This is a genomic window from Wolbachia endosymbiont of Drosophila tristis (assembly GCF_028981745.1).
Lineage (GTDB): Bacteria > Pseudomonadota > Alphaproteobacteria > Rickettsiales > Anaplasmataceae > Wolbachia > Wolbachia pipientis.
This window is the reverse complement of record NZ_JAPQLN010000111.1, coordinates 35652-61608: the sequence shown is the minus strand read 5'-3', so window position 1 is coordinate 61608 and position 25957 is coordinate 35652. Positions and strand designations below refer to the sequence as shown.

General features: G+C 35.1%; 24 protein-coding genes. 12 read left to right on the top strand and 12 right to left on the bottom strand.

Features of this window, described 5'->3' with window-relative positions; all coding sequences use genetic code 11:
* The first annotated feature begins 221 nt into the window (after nt 1–221).
* Nucleotides 222–1319, top strand: a complete 1098-nt coding sequence (locus OZD64_RS05670; RefSeq protein ID WP_010962604.1) for a type I glyceraldehyde-3-phosphate dehydrogenase — start codon at nt 222–224, stop codon at nt 1317–1319.
* Nucleotides 1316–2077: a twin-arginine translocase subunit TatC gene (tatC, locus tag OZD64_RS05665; protein WP_274999480.1), complete on the top strand. Its 762-nt coding sequence runs from the start codon at nt 1316–1318 to the stop codon at nt 2075–2077. Before OZD64_RS05670 ends, tatC begins: the two co-directional genes overlap by 4 nt.
* 53 nt (nt 2078–2130) lie before the next feature.
* On the opposite strand, the gene OZD64_RS05660 is transcribed toward tatC, so the two are convergent.
* Nucleotides 2131–2586, bottom strand: coding sequence for an arginine repressor (locus OZD64_RS05660; protein WP_010081874.1), 456 nt, complete (start codon nt 2584–2586; stop codon nt 2131–2133).
* Nucleotides 2587–2711: 125 nt separating this feature from the next.
* Here OZD64_RS05660 and OZD64_RS05655 point away from each other — a divergent pair, with 125 nt between their 5' ends.
* Genes OZD64_RS05655 through OZD64_RS05645 form a run of 3 tightly spaced genes read left to right on the top strand, consistent with a single transcriptional unit; the run spans nt 2712 to nt 4718 of the window.
* Nucleotides 2712–3446 carry an ABC transporter substrate-binding protein gene (locus OZD64_RS05655; RefSeq protein ID WP_038198776.1) on the top strand — a complete coding sequence of 245 codons (735 nt, stop codon included), beginning with the start codon at nt 2712–2714 and terminating at the stop codon, nt 3444–3446.
* The gene (locus tag OZD64_RS05650) at nt 3446–4093 is read left to right on the top strand and encodes an amino acid ABC transporter permease (RefSeq protein WP_022626279.1); all 648 of its coding nucleotides are present in this window, start codon (nt 3446–3448) and stop codon (nt 4091–4093) included. Before OZD64_RS05655 ends, OZD64_RS05650 begins: the two co-directional genes overlap by 1 nt.
* A complete protein-coding gene (locus tag OZD64_RS05645) occupies nt 4077–4718 on the top strand; it encodes an amino acid ABC transporter ATP-binding protein (protein WP_010962606.1) in 642 nt (213 codons plus the stop codon). The genes OZD64_RS05650 and OZD64_RS05645 overlap by 17 nt, the downstream gene beginning before the upstream one ends.
* A gap of 390 nt (nt 4719–5108) precedes the next feature.
* Here OZD64_RS05645 and OZD64_RS05640 read toward each other — a convergent pair whose 3' ends face one another.
* On the bottom strand, nt 5109–6308 hold the full coding sequence (locus OZD64_RS05640) for a phage major capsid protein (protein ID WP_274999479.1): 1200 nt from the start codon (nt 6306–6308) through the stop codon (nt 5109–5111).
* A gap of 48 nt (nt 6309–6356) precedes the next feature.
* Here OZD64_RS05640 and OZD64_RS05635 point away from each other — a divergent pair, with 48 nt between their 5' ends.
* Entirely contained in the window at nt 6357–6650 is a 294-nt protein-coding gene (locus OZD64_RS05635) for a hypothetical protein (RefSeq protein ID WP_010962608.1), read from the top strand.
* A 198-nt stretch (nt 6651–6848) separates the two neighbouring features.
* Here the strand turns inward: OZD64_RS05635 and OZD64_RS05630 are convergent, their stop codons facing one another.
* The 6 genes from OZD64_RS05630 to OZD64_RS05605 all read right to left on the bottom strand — a co-directional run bounded on the left by OZD64_RS05630 (nt 6849) and on the right by OZD64_RS05605 (nt 15349).
* Nucleotides 6849–7640 (bottom strand): hypothetical protein, encoded by a 792-nt coding sequence (locus tag OZD64_RS05630; RefSeq protein WP_274999478.1) that lies wholly within the window; start codon nt 7638–7640, stop codon nt 6849–6851.
* A 49-nt stretch (nt 7641–7689) separates the two neighbouring features.
* Nucleotides 7690–8364 carry an orotidine-5'-phosphate decarboxylase gene (gene pyrF / locus OZD64_RS05625; RefSeq protein ID WP_274999477.1) on the bottom strand — a complete coding sequence of 225 codons (675 nt, stop codon included), beginning with the start codon at nt 8362–8364 and terminating at the stop codon, nt 7690–7692.
* Nucleotides 8365–8394: 30 nt separating this feature from the next.
* Complete coding sequence (locus OZD64_RS05620) at nt 8395–9717, bottom strand: coiled-coil domain-containing protein (RefSeq protein WP_010962610.1); 1323 nt, start codon at nt 9715–9717, stop codon at nt 8395–8397.
* A gap of 170 nt (nt 9718–9887) precedes the next feature.
* The gene (locus OZD64_RS05615; RefSeq protein WP_274999476.1) at nt 9888–11051 is read right to left on the bottom strand and encodes a coiled-coil domain-containing protein; all 1164 of its coding nucleotides are present in this window, start codon (nt 11049–11051) and stop codon (nt 9888–9890) included.
* A gap of 131 nt (nt 11052–11182) precedes the next feature.
* On the bottom strand, nt 11183–12688 hold the full coding sequence (locus tag OZD64_RS05610; RefSeq protein WP_274999475.1) for an AAA family ATPase: 1506 nt from the start codon (nt 12686–12688) through the stop codon (nt 11183–11185).
* A gap of 66 nt (nt 12689–12754) precedes the next feature.
* Entirely contained in the window at nt 12755–15349 is a 2595-nt protein-coding gene (locus OZD64_RS05605) for a valine--tRNA ligase (protein ID WP_274999474.1), read from the bottom strand.
* Nucleotides 15350–15598: 249 nt separating this feature from the next.
* On the opposite strand from OZD64_RS05605, the gene OZD64_RS05600 reads away from it, so the two are divergent.
* A complete protein-coding gene (locus tag OZD64_RS05600) occupies nt 15599–16864 on the top strand; it encodes a coiled-coil domain-containing protein (RefSeq protein WP_274999473.1) in 1266 nt (421 codons plus the stop codon).
* A 50-nt stretch (nt 16865–16914) separates the two neighbouring features.
* Here OZD64_RS05600 and OZD64_RS05595 read toward each other — a convergent pair whose 3' ends face one another.
* Nucleotides 16915–17430 (bottom strand): gamma carbonic anhydrase family protein, encoded by a 516-nt coding sequence (locus OZD64_RS05595; RefSeq protein WP_010962614.1) that lies wholly within the window; start codon nt 17428–17430, stop codon nt 16915–16917.
* A gap of 144 nt (nt 17431–17574) precedes the next feature.
* Between OZD64_RS05595 and secG the strand changes: the two genes are divergently transcribed.
* From secG to OZD64_RS05580, 3 genes are read left to right on the top strand one after another with little or no spacing between them, the layout of a single operon-like run.
* Nucleotides 17575–17895, top strand: a complete 321-nt coding sequence (gene secG / locus OZD64_RS05590) for a preprotein translocase subunit SecG (RefSeq protein ID WP_010962615.1) — start codon at nt 17575–17577, stop codon at nt 17893–17895.
* Nucleotides 17895–19499: a CTP synthase gene (locus tag OZD64_RS05585; protein WP_015588967.1), complete on the top strand. Its 1605-nt coding sequence runs from the start codon at nt 17895–17897 to the stop codon at nt 19497–19499. The genes secG and OZD64_RS05585 overlap by 1 nt, the downstream gene beginning before the upstream one ends.
* Nucleotides 19500–19524: 25 nt before the next feature.
* On the top strand, nt 19525–19932 hold the full coding sequence (locus tag OZD64_RS05580; RefSeq protein ID WP_010962617.1) for a nucleoside deaminase: 408 nt from the start codon (nt 19525–19527) through the stop codon (nt 19930–19932).
* 40 nt (nt 19933–19972) lie between these two features.
* Here the strand turns inward: OZD64_RS05580 and OZD64_RS05575 are convergent, their stop codons facing one another.
* Together OZD64_RS05575 and OZD64_RS05570 are read right to left on the bottom strand one after the other, a co-directional pair.
* Nucleotides 19973–21235, bottom strand: a complete 1263-nt coding sequence (locus OZD64_RS05575; protein ID WP_256440138.1) for an MFS transporter — start codon at nt 21233–21235, stop codon at nt 19973–19975.
* 118 nt (nt 21236–21353) lie between these two features.
* Complete coding sequence (locus OZD64_RS05570; RefSeq protein WP_038198831.1) at nt 21354–21620, bottom strand: hypothetical protein; 267 nt, start codon at nt 21618–21620, stop codon at nt 21354–21356.
* Nucleotides 21621–22333: 713 nt separating this feature from the next.
* On the opposite strand from OZD64_RS05570, the gene OZD64_RS05565 reads away from it, so the two are divergent.
* Together OZD64_RS05565 and OZD64_RS05560 are read left to right on the top strand one after the other, a co-directional pair.
* Entirely contained in the window at nt 22334–23434 is a 1101-nt protein-coding gene (locus OZD64_RS05565) for an ATP-binding protein (RefSeq protein WP_274999472.1), read from the top strand.
* 547 nt (nt 23435–23981) lie between these two features.
* Nucleotides 23982–24980 carry a pyruvate dehydrogenase complex E1 component subunit beta gene (locus OZD64_RS05560; RefSeq protein ID WP_010082654.1) on the top strand — a complete coding sequence of 333 codons (999 nt, stop codon included), beginning with the start codon at nt 23982–23984 and terminating at the stop codon, nt 24978–24980.
* Here OZD64_RS05560 and OZD64_RS05555 read toward each other — a convergent pair.
* Nucleotides 24956–25330, bottom strand: coding sequence for a TrbC/VirB2 family protein (locus tag OZD64_RS05555; protein WP_006279664.1), 375 nt, complete (start codon nt 25328–25330; stop codon nt 24956–24958). The two genes, OZD64_RS05560 and OZD64_RS05555, sit on opposite strands and share 25 nt — an antisense overlap.
* Between the last annotated feature and the right edge of the window lie 627 nt (nt 25331–25957).

Here is a 25957-nt window from a genome sequence, read left to right as displayed (position 1 = left end):
ACATAAGACGCCGATACATTAAGTAATCCTTACCTTTTAATCTGCAGATTGGTGAAAGCAAATACAATAGCTTCAGTTTCATGATAAGGGGGCTGGCGGAGTTTGTCAAGCAAGTTTTTAGCCCTGTCTCCTTGCTATAATGTTCATATCGATAGAAAAGCAAAAGAATAAAATGAAATATCAAGTGATATCCTCTATAATTAAATTTTTTGAATGAAGAGATGACGATTCGTGTAGGAATTAATGGTCTGGGTAGAATAGGCAGAGGCGTATTGCGTGCTATTTTCGAAATAGAAGAATATAGCAAACAAATAGAAGTTGTAGCTGTCAATGGATCGCTCAGTGCAAAGCAGCATGCACATTTGATTAAATATGATTCTGTTCATGGCAAATTCAGTGGTGATATTGATTTTAATGAGTCTCAAAATTGGATTTCTATAAATGGCAAAAAGTTTTCTTTATATAGAGAACGGAATCCTGAAAATATTCCTTGGAATGTTGATGTAATACTTGAATGTACTGGTGCATTCAATAAACGTGAAGAAGCAATAAGGCACAATGCAGAGAAAGTAATTGTCTCTGCTCCAGTTCCGGATGCTGATGTCACTATAGTTTATGGTGTGAATGACGATATGCTCGAAAAAGAGCATAAAGTGATATCAGCAGGTTCTTGCACTACAAATTGCCTTGCTCCGATTGTGAAAGTCCTACACTCCAGTTTAGGTATAAAAAGCGGTTTTATGACTACTATACATGCCTACACGAATGATCAAAATGTTCTTGATGGTAATCATAAAGATTTGCGTAGAGCAAGGGCTTGCGGATTATCTATGGTGCCAACTACAACCGGGGCAGCAAAAACAATTGGTTCTATAATTCCTGAATTAAAGGGCAAGCTAGATGGCACTGCCGTCAGAGTTCCGGTTAGCAATGTTTCTATGGTTGATTTTACATTTACGACTGATAAGAAAGCGACCGTTAAAGAAATCAATGAAATGTTTAAGGATGCAGCTCTCTCCTCTACGTCATTCCAGCGCGTGACGCTGGAATCTAATTTCTGGATCCCAGTGTCAGCTACTCGGATGACATCAGAGGGTACTAGGATGACAGAGGGTTATCCAATGTCAAATGTACTTTCTATATGCGAGGAACCTTTAGTCTCAATAGATTTTGTGCATAACCCTTATAGTGCAATTGTGGATTTAACTGGTACATATGTTACAGGTGATATATGCAGGGTTGCAGCGTGGTATGACAATGAGTGGGCTTTTTCGCTGAGAATGTTAGACATAGCATTATTGAGCTATAGTAAAGTATGAACTGGAACTCAAGCAAATACGCCTCATTTTATGAGCACTTTGCGGAACTCAGAAAAAGAGTTATCTTTTGCTTTCTATTTTTTTGCGTTGCTTTTGGTTTTTGTTATTACTTTAAGGAAAATATATACCGTTTTTTACTCGCACCTTTAATAGAAGCAACAAAAGGTAGCGAAGGTTTTTCTTTAATTTACACAGACTTAACAGAGGCATTTTTTGTGTATCTCCAAGTTGCAATAATGAGCGCACTTTTGTTTTCTTTTCCTGTGTTTGCATGGCAATTTTATATGTTCTTAGCACCTGGGTTATATAAAAGTGAAAGGGCAGTGGTGTTGCCATACTTGATTGCAACACCGGTTTTATTTGTAACGGGAGCTACTGTAGTCTATTACTATATATTTCCTTTAGCCTGGAAGTTTTTCATCACTTTTGAACATAGTGGGAAATCTTTCGGTATACCAATAGAGTTTATGCCATCAGTTAGCGAATATTTAGACCTCGTTCTCCAATTTATGTTTGCTTTTGGCACTGCATTTCAAATTCCAGTAATACTCACATTAATGGTGAGAGTAGGGTTACTCACTACACAAAGTTTGTCAAATAAACGCAGAATCGCGATAGTGGTAATTTTTATTATCGCTGCAATCTTAACTCCACCTGATGTATTAAGCCAAGTAGGGCTTGCAATACCTATGCTGATTCTATATGAATTGTCCATTCTGATATGTAGGTATATTGAAAAAAAGAAGACAAAGATTTAAACAAAGAAATCCCTCTTATCTCCTTTATATCACATTTTTAACTTACAACATTCTTATTCAGGACTTAAATATGGAAATGTTTCATAAATTGATTGTAATACTTTGTTAAGTTCAGCCTTACTTTTGATGATCAATAATACTGTATCATCACCTGCTATAGTTCCTATAATTCCTATGTTTTTGCTATTATTTAATGAATAAATAACATACTTCTGATCTAGAAAGTAAGCTAGGCTGCTAGCTTGTCCTGGTTGAGTGTGTAGTACTATTAAACCAAAATCCGAAATTTGCATATTAAGTATTAATGGTAATCGATATTGGTTGATGTCAATTACTTTATACATACCAGCAACTTTGGCAATTTTAAGTTTTTTTAATTTTCTTGATAAAGTAGCCTGAGGAATGTTGTGCCCTCTTTCTTTAAGCAAGGTCTGTAAATCGCTCTGCTCTAAAATTTCGTGATTTTGAATAATATTTAAAATATGTTCACCTAGTGTGTTGTCATGCATTATGCATTTTCCTCATATTGAATATGTAATAAGTATATTTGAAATTATATTCATTATTTCTTGACTATTCAATTTTTAATGTCTATATTCATAAGATGAATAAAATATGAATATAAATTAGTAATATGAAAAAATATATTTTAAATGCTATTATAGTGATAAGTATTCTATTAACAGGATGCAAGGAAAATAAACACGATAATATCATTAGATTTGCAATTTCTGCAGATTATCCACCTTTTGAATATTATGAAAATGGTAAATTTACTGGCTTTGACATTGAGCTTGCTCAATTAGTAGCAAAAGAGTTAGGTAAAGAAGCGATATTTAAAGATATGCAGTTTAGTGCTATATTTGCAGCATTGCAAAGTAATTCTGTAGATGCTGCTATATCTACTATTGGTAGCACAGAAGAGCGTGAAAAAAATTTTGATTTTTCAAATAGTTATTATACAGGGGAATTTGGTATTCTATATCACAAAAATAAACCCATAGCCGGTATAAACAACTTAACTCACAAGAAGATAGCCGTTCAACTAGGAACTGTCATGGAAATTTGGCTAAAAGAGCATGTTCCTACAACAGCTCAAATTATTGCTATAGACAATAATAATCAAGCTGTAGAAACATTAAAGTCTGGTCATGTTGATGGCGTCCTAATTGATGAATTCCAAGGTAAAGTATTTAGCAAAAAAAATCCTGGTCTATCATGGTCAGCCACTGCCAAGTTAGATGGTGGTTATGTTATTGCTGTGAATAAAGGATCTGCTTTAAAGGATAAAATAAACGAGGCATTAAAAAGTTTAGAAAGTAAAGGTGTAATACAAAAAATAGCAGAAAAATGGCTAGGAGATAACTGATGCAGGAATTAATTTCTAATTTCTTGTTTGTTGGAACAGGCCTTGCCTTTACTTTAAAATTATTGATTGGAGGACTGCTTTTAGGTGTGAGTCTAGGGGGATTATTGTCAGTACTCAGATATAATAAGATCTGTATTCCATTAATTAATGGAATTATATCTGTAATACGTGGCACCCCCCTTATATTACAGTTAAGTGTTGTTTATTTTATGACCCCAACCATTGCAGGAATTAAATTAAACATATTTAGTGCTGGCATTATAGCATTTGGTCTAAATAGCTGTGCTTATATTGCTGAGATTTTACGAGCTGGTATTGAAACTATATCAAAAAACCAGTTTGAAGCAGCTAAAACTTTACAAATACCTAGTTTCTATATGTGGAGAGATATTATATTACCACAAGTTATTAAAAATATTCTTCCTGCAATGATAAATGAGATCATTGCACTCCTTAAAGAAACGGCATTAATCTCTACTATTGGTGGTGTTGATATTATGCGCTCTGCGCAAATGCTTGCAGCAGAACAATTTACTTATTTTATACCACTTTGTCTTGCTGGGGCTTATTATTACGCTCTTGTATTACTAATTGAATATATAGGCAAAAAGATTGAACAGAAAGGTATATATGATAAAAATGCATAATGTTTGTAAATTATTTAATAATGTTCCAGTACTTAATAATATTAACCTGATTATAGAGCAATCCATAGTTGGTCTTGCTGGTCCTTCTGGTAGTGGTAAATCAACATTGTTACGTTGTATACAAAAACTCGAAGTTTTAGATTCTGGTAGCATTGAATGCAATGATAGTACTGGTTTTGTATTTCAGGATTTTCAACTTTTCTCACATATGACTGTCTGGGAAAATCTTACATATGCTCCCAAACTTAAAAACAAAACTCAGGATCAAAGTGATTCACTACTTGAGTCTTTGGGTATTGCCTCTAAAAAAAATGATTACCCTAGTAATCTATCCGGTGGGCAAAAACAGCGGGTTGCGCTTGCCAGAAGCTTAATGATGAATCCAAGGATTCTATTATGCGATGAGCCAACGTCTGGTTTAGATGTAGCAACAATAGTCGACGTTGTGGAACTACTACAATCAGTTAGAGATATGGGTATTACTATGATTATCGCTTCTCACAATTTGGATTTTTTAACAAAAATATCAGATCGGATTATTCTGTTAAAAAACGGAAAAATAATTGTAGATATCAATCCTAAAGAAATTGATGAACCAACAAACTATTTAAAAAATAATTATTAAAAGAGAATCACTCATATCATACTGAGAGCTATAACAGATCTTAGCATCGAAAATTACATAATATACATTATGGAAAACAAAATTACATAATGTAAGAAGCAATGCTAAAAATAAAATCACATAATATAGCAAACTATAGCTAACCCAAGAAAGGTTTTCCTACGTCATACCGCCGCGATATCTCAGCATAGATTCCGCTAACAAGTAGCGGAATGACGAATTTTTGTTTTTCAAACTGTCGGTAAATCTAAGTCAGTTTAGCTATATGTGTCAAGCACTGGGATGACACCCTCCTGATGGGCCAAAATCACAATGTTCGTACAGTTATGGAATGAATCGCGGTATGACGTGTTGCTTTGATCAGCTATAAAGATGATGCTGCGGAAGTTTTTAGTACTTGCTCGCAACTTTCAACAATTTAATAGCACTGGTGTTTACAACCTCTCCGCCGACACGCTTAGTGACAAAAAACCTCACATAAGGTTTATTCGTATAAGGGTCTCTTAATATTCTCATTCCTCTGTTATCTACAATCTTATAAGCTTGTTTGAAATCTGCCATCGCAATTACTGGTAGCTGATTGTTTGGCGCTGGTGGCATATCGGCAGATTGATATACTGGTATTCCCATTAAAGTATCTGGAGCTTCAAGCGACAGACTTGGCTGCCAGAGATACTGACCTGTTTGAGATTTTAGCAGCCTGATATCCTTCAACGTACTCCTGTTCATCAAAAATGACGCATTTTTGGAATAATATTCGTCCAGAGAGTAATACAACATCATTATTGAATCACTATCTAATTTTTCAGTTTTAACTTGCTCTATTTTATTATAACTGTTTCCATTTTCATAAGCTAAAATTCCTTTTGGTTGAAAAGTGCCCTCACCCTTAATGAAGGCTTCGCTTTCTTCCTTACTAAAAGTCTCGTCAATCTTTTCCACCAGCCAACTCTCAACATCGACAAACGCATCATCGAGTAACTTTTGTGATATTTGTGGTTGAGCATATAACTCGTAAGTTGTGACGGAAATCTTTTGGATTTTGGGCGTGTCCGTATCTTTTGCAAAATCATACTTAGACTTATTGCCACCGTCCTCATCATCTACTGTTTCACTGCTCCAACCTGCACCGGCGCGGTCAAAATCTTCTATAATGTAATCCAATGTTTCAGTAGAGATTCTTTGACTGGAGCATATTTGTCGCATTGGGGACGAATCAGTTACGCGCTTGTTTATGCGTTTTACAATATGCGGAGTAACTAGATACCCCCCGATATCACTGTCATCTCCACTGAGGGTTTTGTGTGATAAACCGCTTTCCATTCCCTTGCGGATATAATCAGAAAAATATTTATCGCTTGTGCTAAAATCTGTATTTACTTCTGGGCGTTGAGCTGCAGTTTCGATCAAGTCTAAACGCTCTTTGCAACTATCAATGGCATTATTTACCTTGCATAGCTGCTCAATTGTTGCAGAATCAGCACGCCCTTTGCTTTCAATTTCTTTTAGTTTGCGATCATTTATTAATTTAAATTGCTCCCATGATGAAGCGAGTTCATTGATACGGTGAGCGATATCGGTAAGTGACATAATAGCCTCCTTTGAAAATGAAATAAAAATGGAAATAAGGTAATAGGAATGGCATCCATAGATGTTTCCCACAGTTGTACGAATATTGCAATATGGTACATAGTAAACGATGTCATTCCAGTGCTTGACACTGGGATCCAGCTTCTATGCAACTTAATTAAAAACGTTTGTTTTAGCGTAAGACAACTACCTTTAGCTCATCAGCTCAGTTATAAGCAAAATTTCTGGATTCCAGTGTCAAGCACTGGAATGACATCATCTGTTGTGCAATTTACCTTTAAAAATGAATATCCGTACAGTTATGTGCTTGGCACTGAAATGGCATCATTTTTTATCTGTTGAAAATGTAAACCGAAAAATAGCGTGGCACTTTGTGCCACGCTTAGTACTGTAAGCTTAATCCAGTAATTAAATTAAGCGAGGTCAAATAAAAGATAATGACACTATATAATGTTCGTTCTTTTATGTCAAGCACTTTTTTGAATTTTTTTGGTGATAATTTTTATCCAGTTATTTTATTATTGTAGTATAATTTCAATGCTAGATACTATCATTATGATCACTATCTAAATTTAAATCGTAATTATCATCAAATTTATATATCCCCTCCATCTCTTCTCTATGCAATTCATGTGAATCACCTAAAGCTTTTTGATTAGAAACGTCAACACAATACTGTAACAGTGCTCTTAATGCTCCAGCACTATCTTGATCTAAATTAAAATTGCTAAAATCAAATTTCTGCATATTCTCCACATGTCCTTCTCTACATAACCTACATATCTTAGCAAAAGCCCTTTCACTTTCTCGACTCCAAGCATTAAGAAAGTAAGGATCTACTACTTTGCTAAATTGTTTCTCTATCTCTTCAAGAGAGCTCTCTGGATTAAGTTCTAATATTACTTTGAAAATCCCACTGCCATGGAATCCATAAAATTTACTAGATAAGCTATCTTTTACAAAATTAACTGCATCATCTATTGTAACACCAGAGCGAGATTCAAATATCATCTCAAATGCTCCATAACAACTATCAATACCAAAATTAATTATTTTTTCCATAAAATCAATTACCTCTTCTAAGGAAATTTGTGGCTTATTCCTCAAGATAACTTCTAAACTCTTGACAAAATTATGCCCATGCTGACCCATAGCATGGGTTTTCCCATTTATTGTATAATGATATAGCTTCTTATTTTCTATTATATGCTTATTGCACTGGTAGATATGTAGCTTATTCAATTTGCCAGAATATTCCTCTATTTCCTTATCTGGTAATTTTGAGCGGAATTCCTTGATTACTTCGCGTATTATTCTATTGATATTACTCATGCTTATTCCTAATTAATATGTTAGTATTTTTATAAATTAAGTTATTATATTAAAATTCTTTCATGGATTTCAATATTAGCTCCGCACTACTTGTAGTTTTTGTAATGGGTCTGCCAATGACGATATAATCAGCTCCTGAATTTATTGCTTCTTTTGGTGTTGCTGTTCTTTTTTGGTCGTCATGACCTGGATCTATACGAATTCCTGGAGTAATAATTTTAAAGTCTTCACCGCATTCTCGGCGCACTTCCTGAGCTTCCAATGCAGAACAGACTATTCCATAGAGTCCAATCTTTTTTGCAAGCTTTGCAAGCAAAATTACCTGTGATTTTACTTCTCTTGCTACTCCAAGCTCGTTTAAATTCTCATTGCTCATACTAGTTAGCACTGTCACTCCAATCAGCTTTATTTTTGTGCCTTGCACTACACTTAGCGCTTCTTCAAGCATTTTTGTCCCACCGCTGATGTGCAGAGTTAACATTTCAACGTTCAGAACTTTTATTACTTCAGCTGTTTTAGCTACAGTGTTTGGAATGTCATGCAATTTCAGATCTAAAAAAATTGGTACATTGCATTTTGCAACTTCTTGCACTCCAGAAAGACCTTGAGCAGCAAAAAATTCTAATCCCAGCTTTACCATGCCAACTTTACCACGCAGAGCATTAGCTAGAGAAATAGCCTTATTTAAGTCTTGTGTATCCAGTGCGCATATTATTGGGTTCATTATCTTGCATGATTTATCTTATAATAAGACTCATTGTTGTGTTTTGCAAATACTTTCACTCTGATTGAACTGACTGCGTTCATAAGATTCTGTCAATAGTGAATTTGGCAACTTGGTCGGGGTGGATGAGCGACTGACAAATAATGATTCATATCCAAGATCTTCCAGCGAAGAAGAAGGCGTTTCGTCTGGCAAAAGCCGTGCAATTTCTCCTTGTAACGCAGACTTTAATATTTGAATCGTATCTAATATTGCTTTTCCATCATTATTTCTTATTGGTTCTTCTATATTGTCTGTTACGCATCTTATCAACAGTTGCGCAAAATTCACTTGTTTTTCTTTCTCTTTCAAAAAATCTTCTATTTGACTGTCTCGTTCTAAAAGTGAATTTCTTAAACTTTTTACTTCATTATTACAATCTTTTCTTATCCCATCTAACTCAAAAGATTGATTTTTAATTAAACCATTTGCTTCATCTAACTCTTCAAATTTCTCTTTTAATTCTTTAGATAAATTTTTCTTTTCTTTGTTGACCTCTTTAATTTTACATTGTAGCTTATCTAAGTTTGCATGCAGCCTTTCTTGTTCTTCACGTAATTCCTCTACTTCTTTAGAAAGTTTATTTTTTTCCTTATTCAATGCCTCTACTTTTTCACTAAGTTCATGTTTTTTCTCACGTAGTGCCTTTTGTACTTCACGTAACGTTTCTATTCTATCATTTAACCCCTTATTCTCTAGCTCTAAATGTTTATTATCATCCACTTCCATCTTCAGCTTTGCAATAAATCTACTTCTTTCTTCCAACTGTTTCTTTAAACATGAGATTTCAAGTTTTAATTTCTCTTCCTGCTCATTAAGCTTACCTATTTCCTTTCTTGTTTTGTCCAATTCATTGTCTATTTCAAACGTACGATTCTTTGCTGTTTCTAATTTTTTCTCTAAAGATTTTTTTTCTTCAAGAAGAGATTCTCTCTCAACTTCTGACTCATTTACTTTCTGATCCAATCTTTTTGCTCTCTTGTCTAAATTTTGCTTTTCTCGAGTTAATTCATGTTTTAATTTTTCCACTTCTTTGTTTGCAGCTTTTTCAGCTTCCTTTCCTAGAGTTATTTTATTTTCTAACTCTTGCTCTTTCTGAGCGAATTTATTTCTCTCAACCTCTATTTTTTTATTATTACTAATTATTTTATACGAAAGTGCAAGCACCAAAACAGATAATGTAGCTAAAGCAAGAATTAGAGGAAGAGGCACATTAGAAGTTACAATAAGCGCTAAAGATGTAAGTAACGTAAGAGTAGCTAAGGAACTAGCTATAAAATAAAATGTGTTAGCCTCACTAAGCAAATTGCTCATTACTCCCCTCCTCCCCCCCCACGTTCAGCAGTCTTGTATATATTTATTAAAATTCTCTTATCTGTGGAGGAATTATAGTGCTGCACCTACAACAAACTTTCCTTTTTCAGTCTACTAGCTAAAAATGGCTAAGGTTTTATGTATCCAGTGTACAACTGTACTCAAAATGTCTAGTGGCTATTGATCGGGGTAGAACATCCACTGGTATATCCAGGATCTTCCACAAATGAAGGAACAGACGTTTCGCCTGGCAAATATTGTGCAGCTTCTTCTACTAACACAGACTTTGTTGCTTGAATCACTTGTAATATTACTTTTTTATCATCATCTCTGATCACTTCATTTTCCCTTACTAATTTTTCTACCTCATCTGTTACATATTCTATCATCCGTTGCAAAAAAAGCACTTCTTCTTTTTTCTTTTCCAATAAAGCTTTTTGAAGTTGTTCTATTTGAGAGGATTGCTTCAAAAGTGAACTGTTTAATTCTTTCACCTTATTATCGCGATCATCATTCACTGTTGTTAATGTGTTATCAGATTCTTTCTCTTCTTTTTGTAAAGATAATGACTCCTTTTCCAGCTCCTTAATTTTAGATAAGTACTCTTTCTCCTTTGTACACAATTTATCAACTTTACTTTCAAGATCAGTGCGCTTTTGACGTTCATCACTAACTTTACCTTCTAATTCTTTCTTTTCCTTTTCCGACTGGCATAACTTCTTCTCTAATTCTTCTATGTCGCTTTCTGAGCTCTCATGTTGTTCTTCCGATTCTAAAGTTTTTAATTGTTTTACTTCTTCTACTTCTACTTTTTTTCTTAACATAGTTAATTGAGTACGCAGAGAAGAAGCTTCCCTACTTTTATGTTCTAATTCCAAGTTTAATTCATCTTCATATTCCAATCTTAAGCGTAACTCATCTTCATATTCTGACTTTAAACATAACTTATTCTTTTCACTTTCTAATTTGCATTGACACAATTCCTCCATTAAAGAATCCACTTTTTCATTCAATCTTGTATTTTCATCACGTAACTCTTGGTGTTCAAGAGAAAGCATCTCCTCCTTATGTTCTAACTGACCTTTTACTTTTGCTTCCAATTCTACATTATTACTAATTATTTTACATGAAAGTGCAAGCACCAAAATAGATAATGTAGCTAAAGCAAGAATTAGAGGAAGAGGCACATTAGAAGTCACAATAAGCGCTAAAGATGTAAGTAACGTAAGAGTAGCTAAGGAACTAGCTATAAAATAAAATGTGTTAGCCTCACTAAGCAAATTGCTCATTACTCCCCTCTTCCCCCCACGTTCAGCAGTCTTGTATATATTCATTAAAATTCTCTTATCTGTGGAGGAATTATAGTGCTGCACCTACAACAAACTTCCCATCTTCAGTCTGCTAGCTAAAAAATGACTTAGACCTTGTGTATCGAGTGTACCATTGTACTTATAAGTCTAGTTAGCTATTGATCGGGGTAGAACATACTGGTATATCCAGAATCACATAAAGCGTCATTCAGCTTATGTGATGGTCTGGATGTGTATTGCTGTGATTCTCCTATAGAATTTTCAATTTTCCTGTTAGTCTGCTTATTCGACACCTCTCCAATATTATATTTAATACAAAAATCTTTAATTATAGTATAAGCAGAAGTTCCAATCTTGTTGTTTAACTTTTCAACTATATAATTTATAAAACATTTCACATCTGCTGCTGAGAGAGAGAGTGTTGTAAGTCTTGTCTCGTTTAAAATTCTTGAGATAGCATGCTTGTACTTTTTATTTTTTAATTTTTCATTCAGACCATCCTTCAGTATATTCTTAAGTATACTTCCTTCTATCATAGTAAACTTGAGTTTACTACTCAAACAACTTCCCCTAACAAGTGATGCATCTAAATCTTGCAGACTAACATTAGTTGTAGCAAACACCGTCACACCTTTATCAGCTTCATCGAATCTAGTGAAAAAATAATTTAAAGGTACTCGATTGGCATCAGTGCGTCCCTTGCCAAAGCTGTCGATTTCATCTATAAGAACTATACAAGGAGCGTTTTCGTTTGCTTTATTAAAAAGCTCATTTATATTTGATTTTTCAAGCAAATCAGCTCCAGAAACTTTTATAAATGTAGTTAGAGATATCAGCTGATCCCCAATCGCCTCAACAATTGAACTCTTACCAGCTCCTCCTGGACCGTGAAAAATGAATCCTCTTTGTATTTTTTCTTGCTCTTCTTCTGAATCACCTGATTTTGCTGAAGACACTATATTAATATTATTTTTTATTGATTCATAAATATTTACTAATTTTGTTTTTATCTCTTTTATAAATATAAAATCCTCAAATGCTTTCTTCCCTCTTTTTTCACCTTTTGCGTAAAATTTCATAAAAATCTTTTCTTGTGTTTTACTTTCTGTTGCAGCACTAGCAATCTTTGCCTTTAGCTCTTCCATTTCATCTTTTGTTGCAGCACTACCAATTAGCTTTTCAACTTCATTACTAAGCTTATTTATCTCTTCTTTTGTTGCAACACTAGCAATCTTTACCTTTAGCTCTTTCACTTCATTGTTAAGCTTATTTAGCTCCTCTTTTTTTGCAGCACTAGCAATTAGCTTTTCAATCTCATTGTACTGACTACTAAGCCTCTTATTTAGCTCTTTGATTTGAGGCTCTAAGCTTTGTATTATATTTTCTTGCTCTTTAGCTAATCCATTTTTTTCATTAGGTTCTGCTTTTTGTGCATCAAGCTTTTTATTCTGGCTGATCATTTTACATGAAAGTACAAGCACCAGAACAGAAAGTATAGACAAACTCAAAGCAACAGGAAGAGCTACATTAAAGGCTGCAACTGAAGACAAGAACTCAACATAAGGGGCAACGGCAAGTGTCCCAGACGCAAGCAATACCAAAGTAGCAAGAGCACCAGCTATAAGATACGGTGCATTGGCTTTATTATATAAATCCCCCATTATTATTCCCTCATACTAATAATGATTACAATAGCATGGATATTAAAGGAAGTAAAGCTATAAAAATCAATATAAATCTATATTCACTATGTATTTCTCGTCTTCAGTTTCAAGCTCAGACTGCATCCACTCTATCGTTTCCGCATTGCAAACTGCCTGCAAATCATTCTGTGCGGATTGATCCAACTTATCCTCTCGTAGATCTGCTTTTATCATCAACTTTTTTATCAGATGCTTAACTGATACATTATTATCTGCCTTTATCTTTCTGATAATGTTTAATATCTGAATAACATTATCTCCCATTTCCTCTGAATATTTATCGTAGATAAGTTCTTCTTTGCTTGGCCAATTACTTTGATTGTGTACAGAATTATAACTATACAACTGGTGGTATATCTCTTCTGTAATGTATGGCAAGAAAGGTGCAAATAACCGCAAAATAACATTTAACACATACGCCAAGCTTTGTTTTGCACTTAAGGTTGCTTCACTGCTTCCGTACGCACGTTTTTTTACTAACTCCAAGTAACTATCACAAAAATCCTTCCAAAAAAATTCCTCTATTGCGCCCAAAGCTTCGCAGTATTCAAACTGTAATAGGTTATTTGTTGCTCTTTCTATAACTTTGTATAACTTAGACAATATCCACTTATCCATTGTCTCGTGAGCAGAATTTATGCTCATCACTTGATGCTTTTCCATGAACATGGAAACGAACTTGCTAGCGTTCCAAAGTTTTGTAACGAGGCGCTTGCCAATTTTGAATGTATTTTCAGAGTAGACTGTATCAACTCCAAGCCTTGAGTTCGCTGCCCAATAGCGCACTACATCAGCTCCATAAGTTTCAAGTATTACATGAGGAGTGATGATGTTACCCTTTGATTTACTCATCTTTTTCTTATCATCTGCTAAACACCAACCGCTGATCATAATGTTTTTCCAAGGTAAAGAATTTGCATGATAATGTGCCTTTAAAATAGTATAAAAAGCCCAAGTTCTTATTATCTCATGGCTCTGGCTGCGCAGATCTGCAGGAAATATCGTATCATAGCGATGATTTGGTAAGCTAAACTCACTGTTTACTGCCAGTGCACTTAGTTGAGGAGTAATTGAACTTGTGGCCCAAGTATCCATTACATCTTGATCTGGGATAATCTCTTCTTTGCTATACCCTTTTGGTAAATCTTTCGATGGATCTATAGGTAGGGCCTTTATTTCAGCTAGGATGATTTTGCCCTCTTCTCCTTTACGCTTGGAATACCACGCTGGAAATGGCACACCAAAATAGCGCTGCCTTGAGATGCACCAGTCCCAATTTAGCCCTTCTATCCACACTTCCATGCGTTTACGCATATTGCTTGGGTGCCAATTGCATTCTTTTACTTTATCTAATACTTGAGCTTTTTGCGCTAAGGTCTTGATAAACCATTGATAAGTAGGCAATATCTCAAGTGATGCACCAGATCTTTCTGCACACTTAACAGAATGAGAAATGTTAGTGCTTTCTACCAAAAGTCCTTTTTCAGTTAGGATTTCGATTATCCGCTTTCTTGCTGCTGTAACTTTCAATCCATTTATTTCATTTAGTATATCGTCTGTCATCCGAGTAGCTGACACTGGGATCCATTCTTCTTTCTGATCACACCCACCTTCCTTTGTCATCTGAGTAGCCCTTTCTCCTGTCATCCCAGTAGCCCCTATGGTGTCATCCCAGTGCCCAGACACTGGGATCCATATTTCTTCCTTCTGACCATGTACTGAATGAAGGCTCATCCTCCCATCCTGATCGATGATAATTTTCATCGGTAGATTATGCTTTTGCTGCCAATATATGTCGAGTTCATCACCAAACGTACAGCACATAACAAGCCCAGTGCCTTTATCTATTTTAACCTTATCATCAGCTATTATTGGAACTTTTGTCTCTGTGATCGGCACCACGGCTGTTTTTCCGATCAGATGGGTGTAGCGCACATCCTCTGGATGACAAAAAACTGCAACACATGCTGGAAGTAACTCAGGTCGCGTAGTTGCAATGTTGATCTGCTCATTTTCTTCAGTAGAGAAAACTATCGTATTTAAGGATGACTCAAAAACTTTATCTTCTATTTCTGCTTGCGCAATTGCTGTTTTATCAACCGGGTCCCAAAGGATGGGCTGCATTTTTCTATATGCATACCCTTTATTATATAGATCAATAAACGACATCTGTGAAAGCGTCACAGTTTCCTTGCTGATCGTGTGATATTCCAAATCCCAGTCATAACTAATGCCGACCGATTTAAATAGTTCCTTGAATTCTTGCTTTGATTTTTCAATAACCTCATGGCACATCTCTATAAATTTTTCCCTGCCAACTTCTTTTGCGCGGGTTTTATAGGTTTGCTCAACCAATCTTTCAGTGGGAAGCCCATTATCATCAAACCCAATTGGGTAAAACACATCTTTTCCCAGCATGCGCTGAAACCTTGCAATAAAGTCCGTGTGGCAATAGCTAAATATATGGCCAATATGCAATTTACCCGATATTGTCGGTGGAGGTGTGTCTATAGTGAAAGTGTTATCCTTTTCACCATTCCACCTGTAAACTTTACTGCCTTCCCACAATATGTTGCATTTGTCTTCAACTTCTTTAAAGCCGTATTTTTCTTTTAACATAAATATTTCTCAATTTTAAACTTTAAGCTAGCAACGTCATACCGCCGCGGTATCTCTAGATCCCGCTAACAAGCAGCGGAATGACGATGGTCGGTAAACCTAAGTTACTTTAGCTATAGCACAATTACGGCAATTTTACGCCAAAATTTTTTGTTTGCGAACATAAATTTTCTATGCTATGATAAAAATATTACTTGACCTTAGGTTCTCAGGGTATTATGTAATGTTAAATTATAATTGAGGTTCGTTATGCTAAGCTTAAAGAATGGTACAATACGGGTTGCCAATGATAAAATAGTGCTTGTTATAAAAAAAGATGATTATGAAGAATTTAAAAAGTATAAAAACGTAGATAAGAGTGGTGCTATAATTGATGACAAGTTTTATGTGGGCTGTACGCTAAATGATCAACAATTATATATTACTTGTTCTTATCCTCAAGAAGAACTAGGAGATAATATAATCATGGATGTAAAATTAGTTGGGGAAAAGGGTTGCAAATATTTTAGTCGCCTAGAAGAAATGAAAAATCTGTTAGGCTTTAACGATGGGAAAGAGGAGATTATGGTAAAAGCCCTATCTTCCCATCCCACAGTACAATTGTTAGAAAAGAAAAATGTTAAAATAACAGAATTAGAAGCTGTAAAGAAGAAAGCTGAGGAGGAATTGAGAATTAAAACACAAGAATTACAAGATCAATTGGACACAGCTCAGCAGGAAAAACAAGACTTAGAAGCTGAAGTGGAAAAACTAAAGGCAATAGATTCTACAGCGTTGCAGCAGCAGTTAGAAGAGAAAAATGCTAAAATAACAGAATTGGAAGCTGCAAAGAAGAAAGCTGAGGAGGAATTGAGAATTAAAACACAAGAATTACAAGATCAATTGGACACAGCTCAGCAGGAAAAACAAGACTTAGAAGCTGAAGTGGAAAAACTAAAGGCAATAGATTCTACAGCGTTGCAGCAGCAGTTAGAAGAGAAAAATGCTAAAATAACAGAATTGGAAGCATTAGATGCTGTGGCGTTACAGCAAAAGTTAACAGAGAAAGAGAATGAAATGACAGCATTAAAAGCTCAACTAGATGCTGCTGTTACGAAGTTAGAGGGTGAAAAAACAACACTAACAAATAAAAAAAAAGATTTAGAAGCACAGTTAAACAACCAACCAAATGCTGCTCAGTTAAAAGCCAAAAAGGATGAAACAAAAGACTTACAAAATCGATTGACTGAAGCTGAGGAGAAAAATGGAAAACTAAAAGATAAAAGCAAAACAACTGAGCAACCAAAACAAGGCAATGGAGCACGGTACACTGCTACTGTTGGTATGGGTCTTGCTGCTGGACTGATAGCATTTACTGCACTTGAACGTACAGTTAAGTTAGAGATGTTAGTAATGATTGGTATAGCAGTAGCATCTGCACTCGTAGCCGGTGGTATTACATATGCAGTATTACCTAGTACTCAAGTAGATGGGGCAAAAGCACAAGAAGTAAATGAGAATGGGAAAAAGAAGTAACAAGGGTTAAGCCGAAATGTACGTGTCAAGTAAAACACTTGACGCGAACTTCAGTTTTTATATTCCTTCATTAGCATAATATAATTTTGTGCTGATTGTGTAATATGTTTAATTTCTTCATTCGACATTTTTTTGAAGAATTTTGCTGGCCTGCCAGCCCATATTTCCCCACTTTTTATCACTTTTCCGTGTGTTACCAGTGAGCCAGCAGCTACCATAGCTTCAGGCTCCACAACTGCATGGTCCATCACGGTAGAGCCCATACCAATAAACGCCTTATCATGCACCGTGCATGCGTGCAACACACAAAAATGTCCCACTGTTACCATGCTGCCAATAATTGTGTCACCACCTGGGTTTCTATCCACATGAATTACCGTTCCATCTTGAATATTTGTTCCATTACCTATTTTTATTGATCCAACGTCCCCTCTGATTACACAATTAAACCAGATGCTTGCATCTCTTCCTATTTCAACCTTACCTATGATATGCGAACCACCTGCGATGAAAGCACTTTCGTCTATTTTTGGTTCATAATCTTTATATTTTAAAATGTGATACATATTAAGCCCAAAGTCTTATGCATATGTTAATCAAAATAAGGTAAGCAGTAAATACATACTTAGATTTCAAGTTATTTGGGTGACAGATGTTCTTGACTTACGTGCTTTGTACTGCTAAGATTTTTATTTTCAGCCCTATCTATAATGTCAGTAGCGGTATTAAGTATATTTCAAATAATATTGGTTGTTGTGTTAGTAATTTTAGTGCTCTTGCAGCCGCCTGGAAGTAGTTCGTTAAGTGGTTTTAGTAATACACAACAGGGGGTCAATTCGATGATTCCAGTGAAATCTTCTGAAAACCCGCTCAGCAGAATAACGGCTATTGTTGCTGGATTGTTTATTATAAACACATTGCTATTGTCAGGATTATATTCAAAAGACGTACATAAAAAATCGATTGCAGAGAAAATTATATTAGAAAAAAAGCAAGAAAGTGAACCTACTTCTGTTCCATTTGAAAATTAATGAAGGAAGCTAAATTTATCTTTGTTACAGGTGGAGTTGTGTCATCGCTTGGTAAAGGCTTAGTTGCTTCAAGCGTTGGTGCGCTTCTTCAAGCTCACGGTTTTAAGATCCGTATCAGAAAACTTGACCCGTATCTCAACATTGATCCTGGGACAATGAACCCAACTCAGCACGGAGAGGTATTTGTGACCGAGGATGGTGCTGAAACTGATTTGGATCTTGGGCATTATGAGCGTTTTACTGGAATTAAAGCAACAAAAGATGACAATATAACAACTGGTAAGATATATCATGAGTTATTGAAGAAAGAGAGGCGTGGTGATTATCTGGGCAAAACTGTGCAAGTCATTCCTCATGTGACAGATTTGATCAAATCGTTCATTTTTAATGGTACGGAAGGTTTAGATTTTGTAATATGTGAAATAGGCGGAACTGTAGGTGACATTGAAAGCCAACCATTTTTGGAGGCTATACGTCAAGTTAACTACACATTAGGAAAACAAAGAGTTATCCTTATTCACTTAACTTTAATACCATATCTTACCGCAGCGCAAGAATTAAAGACAAAACCAACGCAGCATTCAGTTCGAGAGTTAAATTCCGCGGGGTTACAACCAGATATTATATTATGCCGCAGTGAGAAAGAAATTTTCGATAATCAAAGAGAGAAAATAGCTAAGCTTTGCAATGTTTCTTTATCCAATGTGATACCTGCCCCTGATGTGAGTCATATATATGAGTTACCGGTGTTGTATAGCCAATGTGGGCTTGATACGCAAATTTTGGAGCACTTTCATTTAAGTAAGCCAAAACCAAGCTTGACTGAATGGGATCAAATAGTGCATTCCATAAGGCACCCAACACAGGAAGTTACTGTATCTATAGTGGGAAAATACACCGAATTCCCTGATGCATACAAATCACTGGTTGAAGCATTAAATCATGGTGCGATTAGTAATAAAGTCAAAGTAAAGATAAATTGGGTTAACTCAAGAGAGAAGGAAGAAAAACCTATAAATGAAAAACTTATAGGAGAGAAATTACAGAATTCTCATGCAATCCTTGTTCCAGGGGGGTTTGGTGATGACGGAGTAGAGGGTAAAATATTAGCAATAAATTATGCCCGTACAAATAATATCCCATTTTTCGGAATTTGCCTTGGTATGCAGCTTGCAATTATTGAATTTGCTCGTAATGTTGTTAAGCTTGAAGATGCACACTCTGAAGAATTTCGTAACTGTAAACATCCAATCGTTAAGTTAGCTGGCGATCAAGATGACGATCTTGGTGGAACCATGAGACTTGGGGCATACAAATGTAATATAAATGCAAACTCTAAAATGATGGATGCATATAGTAACACTACTATTTCAGAAAGACACAGGCATAGATACATAATCAATTCAGATTATAAAGATGATTTGGAAAAAAATGGTCTGCTATGCAGTGGCATATCAGAAGATGGAACGTGCATAGAGGCAGTGGAGTTAGAGAGTCATCCGTGGTTTATTGGTGTTCAGTTTCATCCAGAATTTCAATCAAAGCCGTTTTCTCCTCATCCTCTTTTCGTGTCGTTCGTTAAAGCAGCAATTGATAAGAAATAAGTGCCTAGTGTTTAAGTATCAATATATGGAGCTTGCCATAGAGCAAGCCAAACTCGCTCAAAAAAATGATGAGGTGCCCATAGGTGCTGTAATAGTGAGTGGAGACAATATCATTTCTTCTGCACACAATATATCCAGCGATCCAACTGCACATGCAGAGATGTTAGCGATCAGACAAGCATTTTCAACTCCCACGCTTTGTGATGCTGATATGTACGTAACATTAGAACCATGTCCGATGTGTGCTCAAGCTATTTCCTTTGCCAGAATTAAACGATTGTACTTTGGAGCTTATAATCCAAAAGGTGGAGGAATTGAAAATGGTGCTAAGATATTTCAATTTTGCAGCCATATACCTGAAGTTTATGGTGGGATATTAGAAATAGAATGCTCTTTTTTGTTAAAGGATTTTTTTGAGAAACTAAGGACCTAATTTAGGTTACGGTATAAATCTAAGAGAAAACTGAGAACTTTCACAAATCAAAATTTTTATCTTGCGGTTTTATTTGCAATATTGCTACCACACTGATCAACAAGCAGAAGACTATATAAAGCCCAGCAGCAAGGTTTGTTTGAGGAAATGTTACAGTCAACCAAATACAAACCATAGGAGTAAATCCTCCATGTAACGCATAAGAGATATTGCGTGATAAGCTCACACCACTAAATCTAACATTGGTAGGAAAGAGTTCAGATGCAACTATTCCTATGGGAACTATACCCCTTTCTATTATAGAGAGAACCATTACGCTCAACGCAATCACAAGATAATTTTTATAGTAATATGCAATAGATAACGCAGGACAACACAGTGCCATTGTAATTGCTATAAATAAGATTGCAGTGCGCTCTTTTCCAACTTTATCAGCCAACATTCCAAACGCTATTGAAGATATCGGCATTAATACACTGGTTATAATCAATACAATTTCGTTGATATATGTTGTTACATAAACATCCACTGATGCTATTTCCTTTGCGAGAGTTCGAAGAAATATGGTAAATCCAACAGCAACATTAACAGGTACAGATATTAAAATAGCAAGTATAAGAGCTCTCTTGTGGCGTTTTATAAGCTCTATTATTGGCAAATCAGGTAAATTTCTTTGTTTTCGATTTTTTTCATATGCTGGAGTTTCTCCCAATGTGTATATGCTATACGCGCTAATTAATCCTAAAATAGCTGAGAAAATAAATGGCAATCTCCAACCCCAGGTACAAAAATCAGTAGTTTTTTTGCAGATAATCACTATCACCGCAGAAAGCAAGACGCCAATGGAGCGACCAAAACCCATCATTCCAAAATACATCCCTAAGTTCTCTTTCCTACTGGATAAATGCTCTATAAGATAAACAGAACTTCCTTGTTCACCACCAAGTGCAATGCCTTGTGTTATATGGATTGCAAGAAGCAATATAGTAGAAATTATACCTACTTGATTGTGACTTGGAATAAATGCAATGAGACTTGATGGTATCGATATTAGCAAGATAGTAATTATTAATGCTATCCTCCTTCCATACCTGTCACCAACGTGACCAAATATGAATGCACCAAGTGGCCTTACAATTGCACCTAGCCCTACAATTCCAAATAATTGCAGTATGTTACTGTAGACATCTTTTGCAAAACAAAACTCTCTGCTGATTATGTTAATCAAATCAATAAAAAGCATGTAGTCATACCATATTGCGATTCTGCAGAGTATGGTTGATATCAACACCCTTGTTTGCACTAAATTCAATTCGTAAATGTTTGCTTATTCTATTCTGGCTGCTTTTTGGGATTTTACAACCTAAACATATGGAGTTGACTTTTTTATTATGGTGTGTGATAATTGCAATGAATATAGCTTATTTAGCAGCACTTATAGCAGCAGCTATAATAAAAATAGCAGCAGTAATACTTTGTGCTATAATGTGTATAAGCATTTTCTTTATATTATTTAAGGGAATTAAAGAACACTTAGATTCAAAAGGATTTCTATCTCTTCTGAAAACAGTAGGTGTAATTTCTATAATACTATCAATTATATCTCTCCCACTTATTATATTAAGCCTTACTACTCCGTCACCTCTGGTAGTAGGTATAGTAGGTGGTATCGTTGGTGCTATTTCCATAATACCATTAATAGTAGCTTACATTTTGCTTGTGGCTATATCGAATATCTTTATTACCAAGTCTTTATAAATTTGAGCTAATGTTACTGTCTTCATTTCTTCTTGGTTGTAATATTGCTGAAAGTTATCTATTTCCATAGGTATAACATATAATCTGATTTTATAAGATATTCTACCGGGATTAAAATATCGTAAATCTTAGGCGTTATAAACAAAATTTACAGGAAAAATAAGATGATACTACTCAAAAAGGCAAACAAGACGGTATTTTTCTGGCATAAGTTAGCGTTCAGCTTTACCTTTCCTTGCAAGACATTTTAGAGCTATTATGTCTTATTTCTTGAAGATACAAGTTAGCGTTTTTAACCCGAATTCTGGATTGGAGATTAAAAAAACAAGAATATCAATAGCTTATTGTTTTAGCATTTACGATAAAGCAGTAAGCATTTTAAGACTAGTTACTAATTTAGTAAAATTCAAGACTTTCAATAATTTACCTAAAATCTAATCCAGAATTCGGGTTAATAATAAAATCTTGTTTTTTGAAAATGAATTTGGTAAACTTTAAAGATGTATGTGACAATATGGTGATATATTGTTTTTAGTATTTAATAAAGTACGTACTTGATAATTTTTCTGAACGCTCTAATCAAGCTAAAATAGGTAAGCTAGATAAAATTATTCTTAGTTTAAAATTGGTATAAGGTATTAAGATGAAAAAAATTGAAATTTCAGAATTACTAAAAAGAATTTCAATCTGTTTACTATGCGTGGCAACTATTGTCTCTATCGCTTTTTTGTTTGCCTATATGCATACAATGTTGCTTAGTAAAGGGTATGAGTTAGCTGCACATTATGTTAGTGAAGCTATGCCTTGTGTGTTACTTGTCGTTCTCCTTTTTATTGTTTGGTTTGTATATGATCAAGTATTCAGCAAACTAAAGGAAGTAGAGCTGCCTATATCGATAGAATTAGCTAATTCAGATGATAAAAGAATAACATTTGCTGATGCTATAATTGATGACTCCTTAAAACAACGGTTGCAGATGATTTGCTGTGACCAAATGACAGAAGAAATGCGCAAGCTGTTTGGAAATAAAAGTATTAATTCACTAAGAGGTTACATATTATATGGCCCTCCTGGAAATGGTAAAACACTTATCGCTCGTGCAATTGCAGGTGAATCAAATATGAATTTCATAAGCATCTCAGGTCCTGAACTTATTGGAGTATATATTGGTCATGGTGCACATGCTGTACGCGAGCTTTTTAAAATAGCAAAAAAATATTCTCCTTGTATAGTCTTTATAGATGAAATAGATGCAGTTGCACAAAAAAGAAGTACCGCTAATAACTCAGCTTACCATTGTCGAGAGAGTTTAACACAGTTGTTAACTGAAATAGATGGATTTAAGAGCAGAAAAGATATAATAGTAATTGGTGCAACTAACCTTATCGGTGGTATAGATCCAGCACTTATTAGACCTGGACGTTTAGGTCAGAAGGTTTATGTCCCTAATCCAAACATAGAGGTGAGACAAAAGATATTGGCACTTTATATGCGAGGTACAAAAACTGATGAAAAGCTAAGCCTCCAAGACATTGCAGACAAGACTGAAGGCTATTCTGGGGCTGAGTTAGAGCAATTAGTGAATGAAGCAAAAATTAGCGCTGGTGCGCAAAGACGGCTTATAGTGAGTGAGGAAGATTTCAGTTGCGCGCTTCACAGGTTAAGTCCAGAACAAGAAAGAGATAGAATAAAGTTAGTTTCAAACGCGAAGACACAGATAGAAGAAACTTCTTTTATACGGTAAACATAAAAATTGAAATTATAGAAGTGTAGCTGAGCCAACCTTCGTTATTCTTATTATTACCCACAAATAAAGACATGGTATTGCATTTACTCAAATAATTTAATTTTATTAACCTGAAAGCTTATTGGATTAAAATTATTAAATTAAGAGTTATAATTTTAGCAACTAAAAGCTGTAAATTGCACCATATAAACAGTTATTTCAAGCAAAAGTTATACTGACCTTAGCCAGAAAAAGTGGTGGAAAAGTTAGGAATGTTTTTTACAAAAAAAGACAGTATCAATAAAAAGGATTTTATTCTATTTGAAATATAAAATTATCATGTATTTTTCTGTTATTCCCAAGTGAATTATTATTAACTTAGCAGTATATATTATTAAAAACACAAGCAATACAATCATTTTTAGCAACCAAAACCAGCAAGCGTGAGAAGATTTTTTTTTGGAATGAGTTGGTCATGATGTTTGTAAAACTTAATTTGTACACTTTACTTACCCCCAGTAATTCTGATATAGTTACTTTAGTTAAAGTCTATAAAAGTTTATAAATGGCAACCTTAAGTGTAAGAGAAGCTTTATGCACAGCAATTAGAGAAGAAATGCAAAACGACTCTGATGTGCTTATCATGGGTGAAGAAGTTGCAGAGTATGATGGTGCTTATAAAGTAACGAAAGGATTACTGAAAGAGTTTGGAGAAAACAGAGTAGTTGATACGCCTATTACCGAACATGGATTTGCTGGCCTTGCTGTTGGAGCGGCATTTGCTGGATTAAAGCCAATAGTCGAGTTTATGACTTTTAATTTTTCTATGCAAGCTATTGACCAAATTGTGAATTCCGCAGCAAAAACAAATTATATGTCAGGCGGACAACTTGGATGCCCTATAGTATTTCGTGGACCAAATGGCGCTGCAGCAAGAGTTGCTGCACAACATTCTCAATGCTTTGCAGCTTGGTATTCGCATATACCGGGGTTAAAAGTAATAGCACCCTATTTTGCCTCAGATTGCAGAGGTCTGCTTAAAGCTGCAATTCGTGACCCTAATCCGGTAATATTTCTAGAAAACGAAATAGCTTATGGACATGAGCATGAAGTTTCTGACTCTGAGCTATCAAACAAAGATTATCTACTTGAGATAGGCAAAGCTGCTGTTATACGGGAAGGAAAGGATGTAACTATCACTGCTTTTTCATTAAAATTAATGGATGCCTTAAATGCAGCAGATTTACTTTCGAGTAAAGGTATAGAAGCTGAAGTGATTGACCTCAGAACCTTAAGACCACTTGACACTCAAACTGTTATTAACTCTATTCAGAAGACTAATAGGTTAGTTAGTGTAGAAGAAGGATGGCCATTTGCAGGAATAGGAGCAGAGCTGTCAGCCGTTGTTATGGAACAAGGATTTGACTACCTTGATGCTCCAGTTGTACGTGTAACTGGCAAGGACATCCCCTTACCTTACGCTGCAAATCTAGAAAAAAAAGCATTACCGCAAGTGGAAGATATAGTTGAAGCCGTGCATCAGGTCTGTTTTAGAAAAAAATAGTTCTTTTTTGTGTCTCCTGTTCCGCATTGGTCCATCAAAGAAGTATTTCCAGTGCCGCCTATACCACCCATTACTTTTATGACGATAGTTTTAGCACCGAAAAATACAGCACAAAATATACCGAGTGCAAAAAGAGCTGGCCATGGCATTCTACCAAATATCGCAAGCAAAGCTGCACCTATTATCACTACGGTCATAAGCGGTCCGCCTATTCCCCAAACGTAGCCAATAATGTTACATATTACTTGAGCAGTTGTATCAGTATTAGTGTCAGCGGCAGCACTCCCAACATGAGAAAAAGAAATAAATAATACTATAAAAAGAATATTAAAAACTTTCCTAGGGTTCATCTCTATACCTTAAATTTAGATATTGCAATTATACCTAAAATACTATAATTTTTAGTAAAACTAGCATAAAGATTGAATAACAAACGGTGCCACAAAAGTAGTTGACACACAACTGCACAAATATTGTAATATAGACATAGTAAACGATATTATTCCAGTGCTTGACGCTGGAATCCAGACTTTAATTGTTATATTTATAAATAAGTCTGGAACGTTCATCTCAAATGCAGTATTTTTGTTGAAATAGCTCAACTGGATCCCAGTGTCAAGCACTGGGATGACAGCAGTCCTACGTCATACCGCCGCGGTATCTCAGCCGCTAACAAGTAGCGGGATGACGGTTGTCGTTTAGCCATAAACATTAAGAAATTTACCAAATGAAAAAAAAGGCAAAAGAAGCCCCGTGGTTGGCTAATTACTTACATTATACTTTCAAGTATGGCGTTTTTTTATTCTAAATGCTTAATAACCGCGATTCAGTTGCTTTTAAACCGCAACTAATCTAAATTAGAAACATTAAGAAATTTACTAAACAGGAAAAAAGGCAAAAGAAACCCTAGGGTAGCTAGTTATTCACTATCCATTTTTTAAGTTGGCGTTTTTTTATGTTTTAAACGCTTTATAAGC

Coding starts and splice junctions, on each gene's coding strand:
- OZD64_RS05595 (WP_010962614.1), bottom strand. CDS start 17,430: ATGTATCACATTTTAAAATATAAAGATTATGAACCAAAAATAGACGAA.
- OZD64_RS05610 (WP_274999475.1), bottom strand. CDS start 12,688: ATGGGGGATTTATATAATAAAGCCAATGCACCGTATCTTATAGCTGGT.
- OZD64_RS05660 (WP_010081874.1), bottom strand. CDS start 2,586: ATGCATGACAACACACTAGGTGAACATATTTTAAATATTATTCAAAAT.
- OZD64_RS05580 (WP_010962617.1), top strand. CDS start 19,525: ATGGAGCTTGCCATAGAGCAAGCCAAACTCGCTCAAAAAAATGATGAG.
- secG (WP_010962615.1), top strand. CDS start 17,575: ATGTCAGTAGCGGTATTAAGTATATTTCAAATAATATTGGTTGTTGTG.
- OZD64_RS05650 (WP_022626279.1), top strand. CDS start 3,446: ATGCAGGAATTAATTTCTAATTTCTTGTTTGTTGGAACAGGCCTTGCC.
- OZD64_RS05565 (WP_274999472.1), top strand. CDS start 22,334: ATGAAAAAAATTGAAATTTCAGAATTACTAAAAAGAATTTCAATCTGT.
- pyrF (WP_274999477.1), bottom strand. CDS start 8,364: ATGAACCCAATAATATGCGCACTGGATACACAAGACTTAAATAAGGCT.
- OZD64_RS05605 (WP_274999474.1), bottom strand. CDS start 15,349: ATGTTAAAAGAAAAATACGGCTTTAAAGAAGTTGAAGACAAATGCAAC.
- OZD64_RS05670 (WP_010962604.1), top strand. CDS start 222: ATGACGATTCGTGTAGGAATTAATGGTCTGGGTAGAATAGGCAGAGGC.
- OZD64_RS05570 (WP_038198831.1), bottom strand. CDS start 21,620: ATGGAAATAGCACCAACGATACCACCTACTATACCTACTACCAGAGGT.
- OZD64_RS05615 (WP_274999476.1), bottom strand. CDS start 11,051: ATGAATATATACAAGACTGCTGAACGTGGGGGGAAGAGGGGAGTAATG.
- OZD64_RS05585 (WP_015588967.1), top strand. CDS start 17,895: ATGAAGGAAGCTAAATTTATCTTTGTTACAGGTGGAGTTGTGTCATCG.
- tatC (WP_274999480.1), top strand. CDS start 1,316: ATGAACTGGAACTCAAGCAAATACGCCTCATTTTATGAGCACTTTGCG.
- OZD64_RS05555 (WP_006279664.1), bottom strand. CDS start 25,330: ATGAACCCTAGGAAAGTTTTTAATATTCTTTTTATAGTATTATTTATT.
- OZD64_RS05640 (WP_274999479.1), bottom strand. CDS start 6,308: ATGTCACTTACCGATATCGCTCACCGTATCAATGAACTCGCTTCATCA.
- OZD64_RS05635 (WP_010962608.1), top strand. CDS start 6,357: ATGGCATCCATAGATGTTTCCCACAGTTGTACGAATATTGCAATATGG.
- OZD64_RS05630 (WP_274999478.1), bottom strand. CDS start 7,640: ATGAGTAATATCAATAGAATAATACGCGAAGTAATCAAGGAATTCCGC.
- OZD64_RS05645 (WP_010962606.1), top strand. CDS start 4,077: ATGATAAAAATGCATAATGTTTGTAAATTATTTAATAATGTTCCAGTA.
- OZD64_RS05620 (WP_010962610.1), bottom strand. CDS start 9,717: ATGAGCAATTTGCTTAGTGAGGCTAACACATTTTATTTTATAGCTAGT.
- OZD64_RS05560 (WP_010082654.1), top strand. CDS start 23,982: ATGGCAACCTTAAGTGTAAGAGAAGCTTTATGCACAGCAATTAGAGAA.
- OZD64_RS05600 (WP_274999473.1), top strand. CDS start 15,599: ATGCTAAGCTTAAAGAATGGTACAATACGGGTTGCCAATGATAAAATA.
- OZD64_RS05655 (WP_038198776.1), top strand. CDS start 2,712: ATGAAAAAATATATTTTAAATGCTATTATAGTGATAAGTATTCTATTA.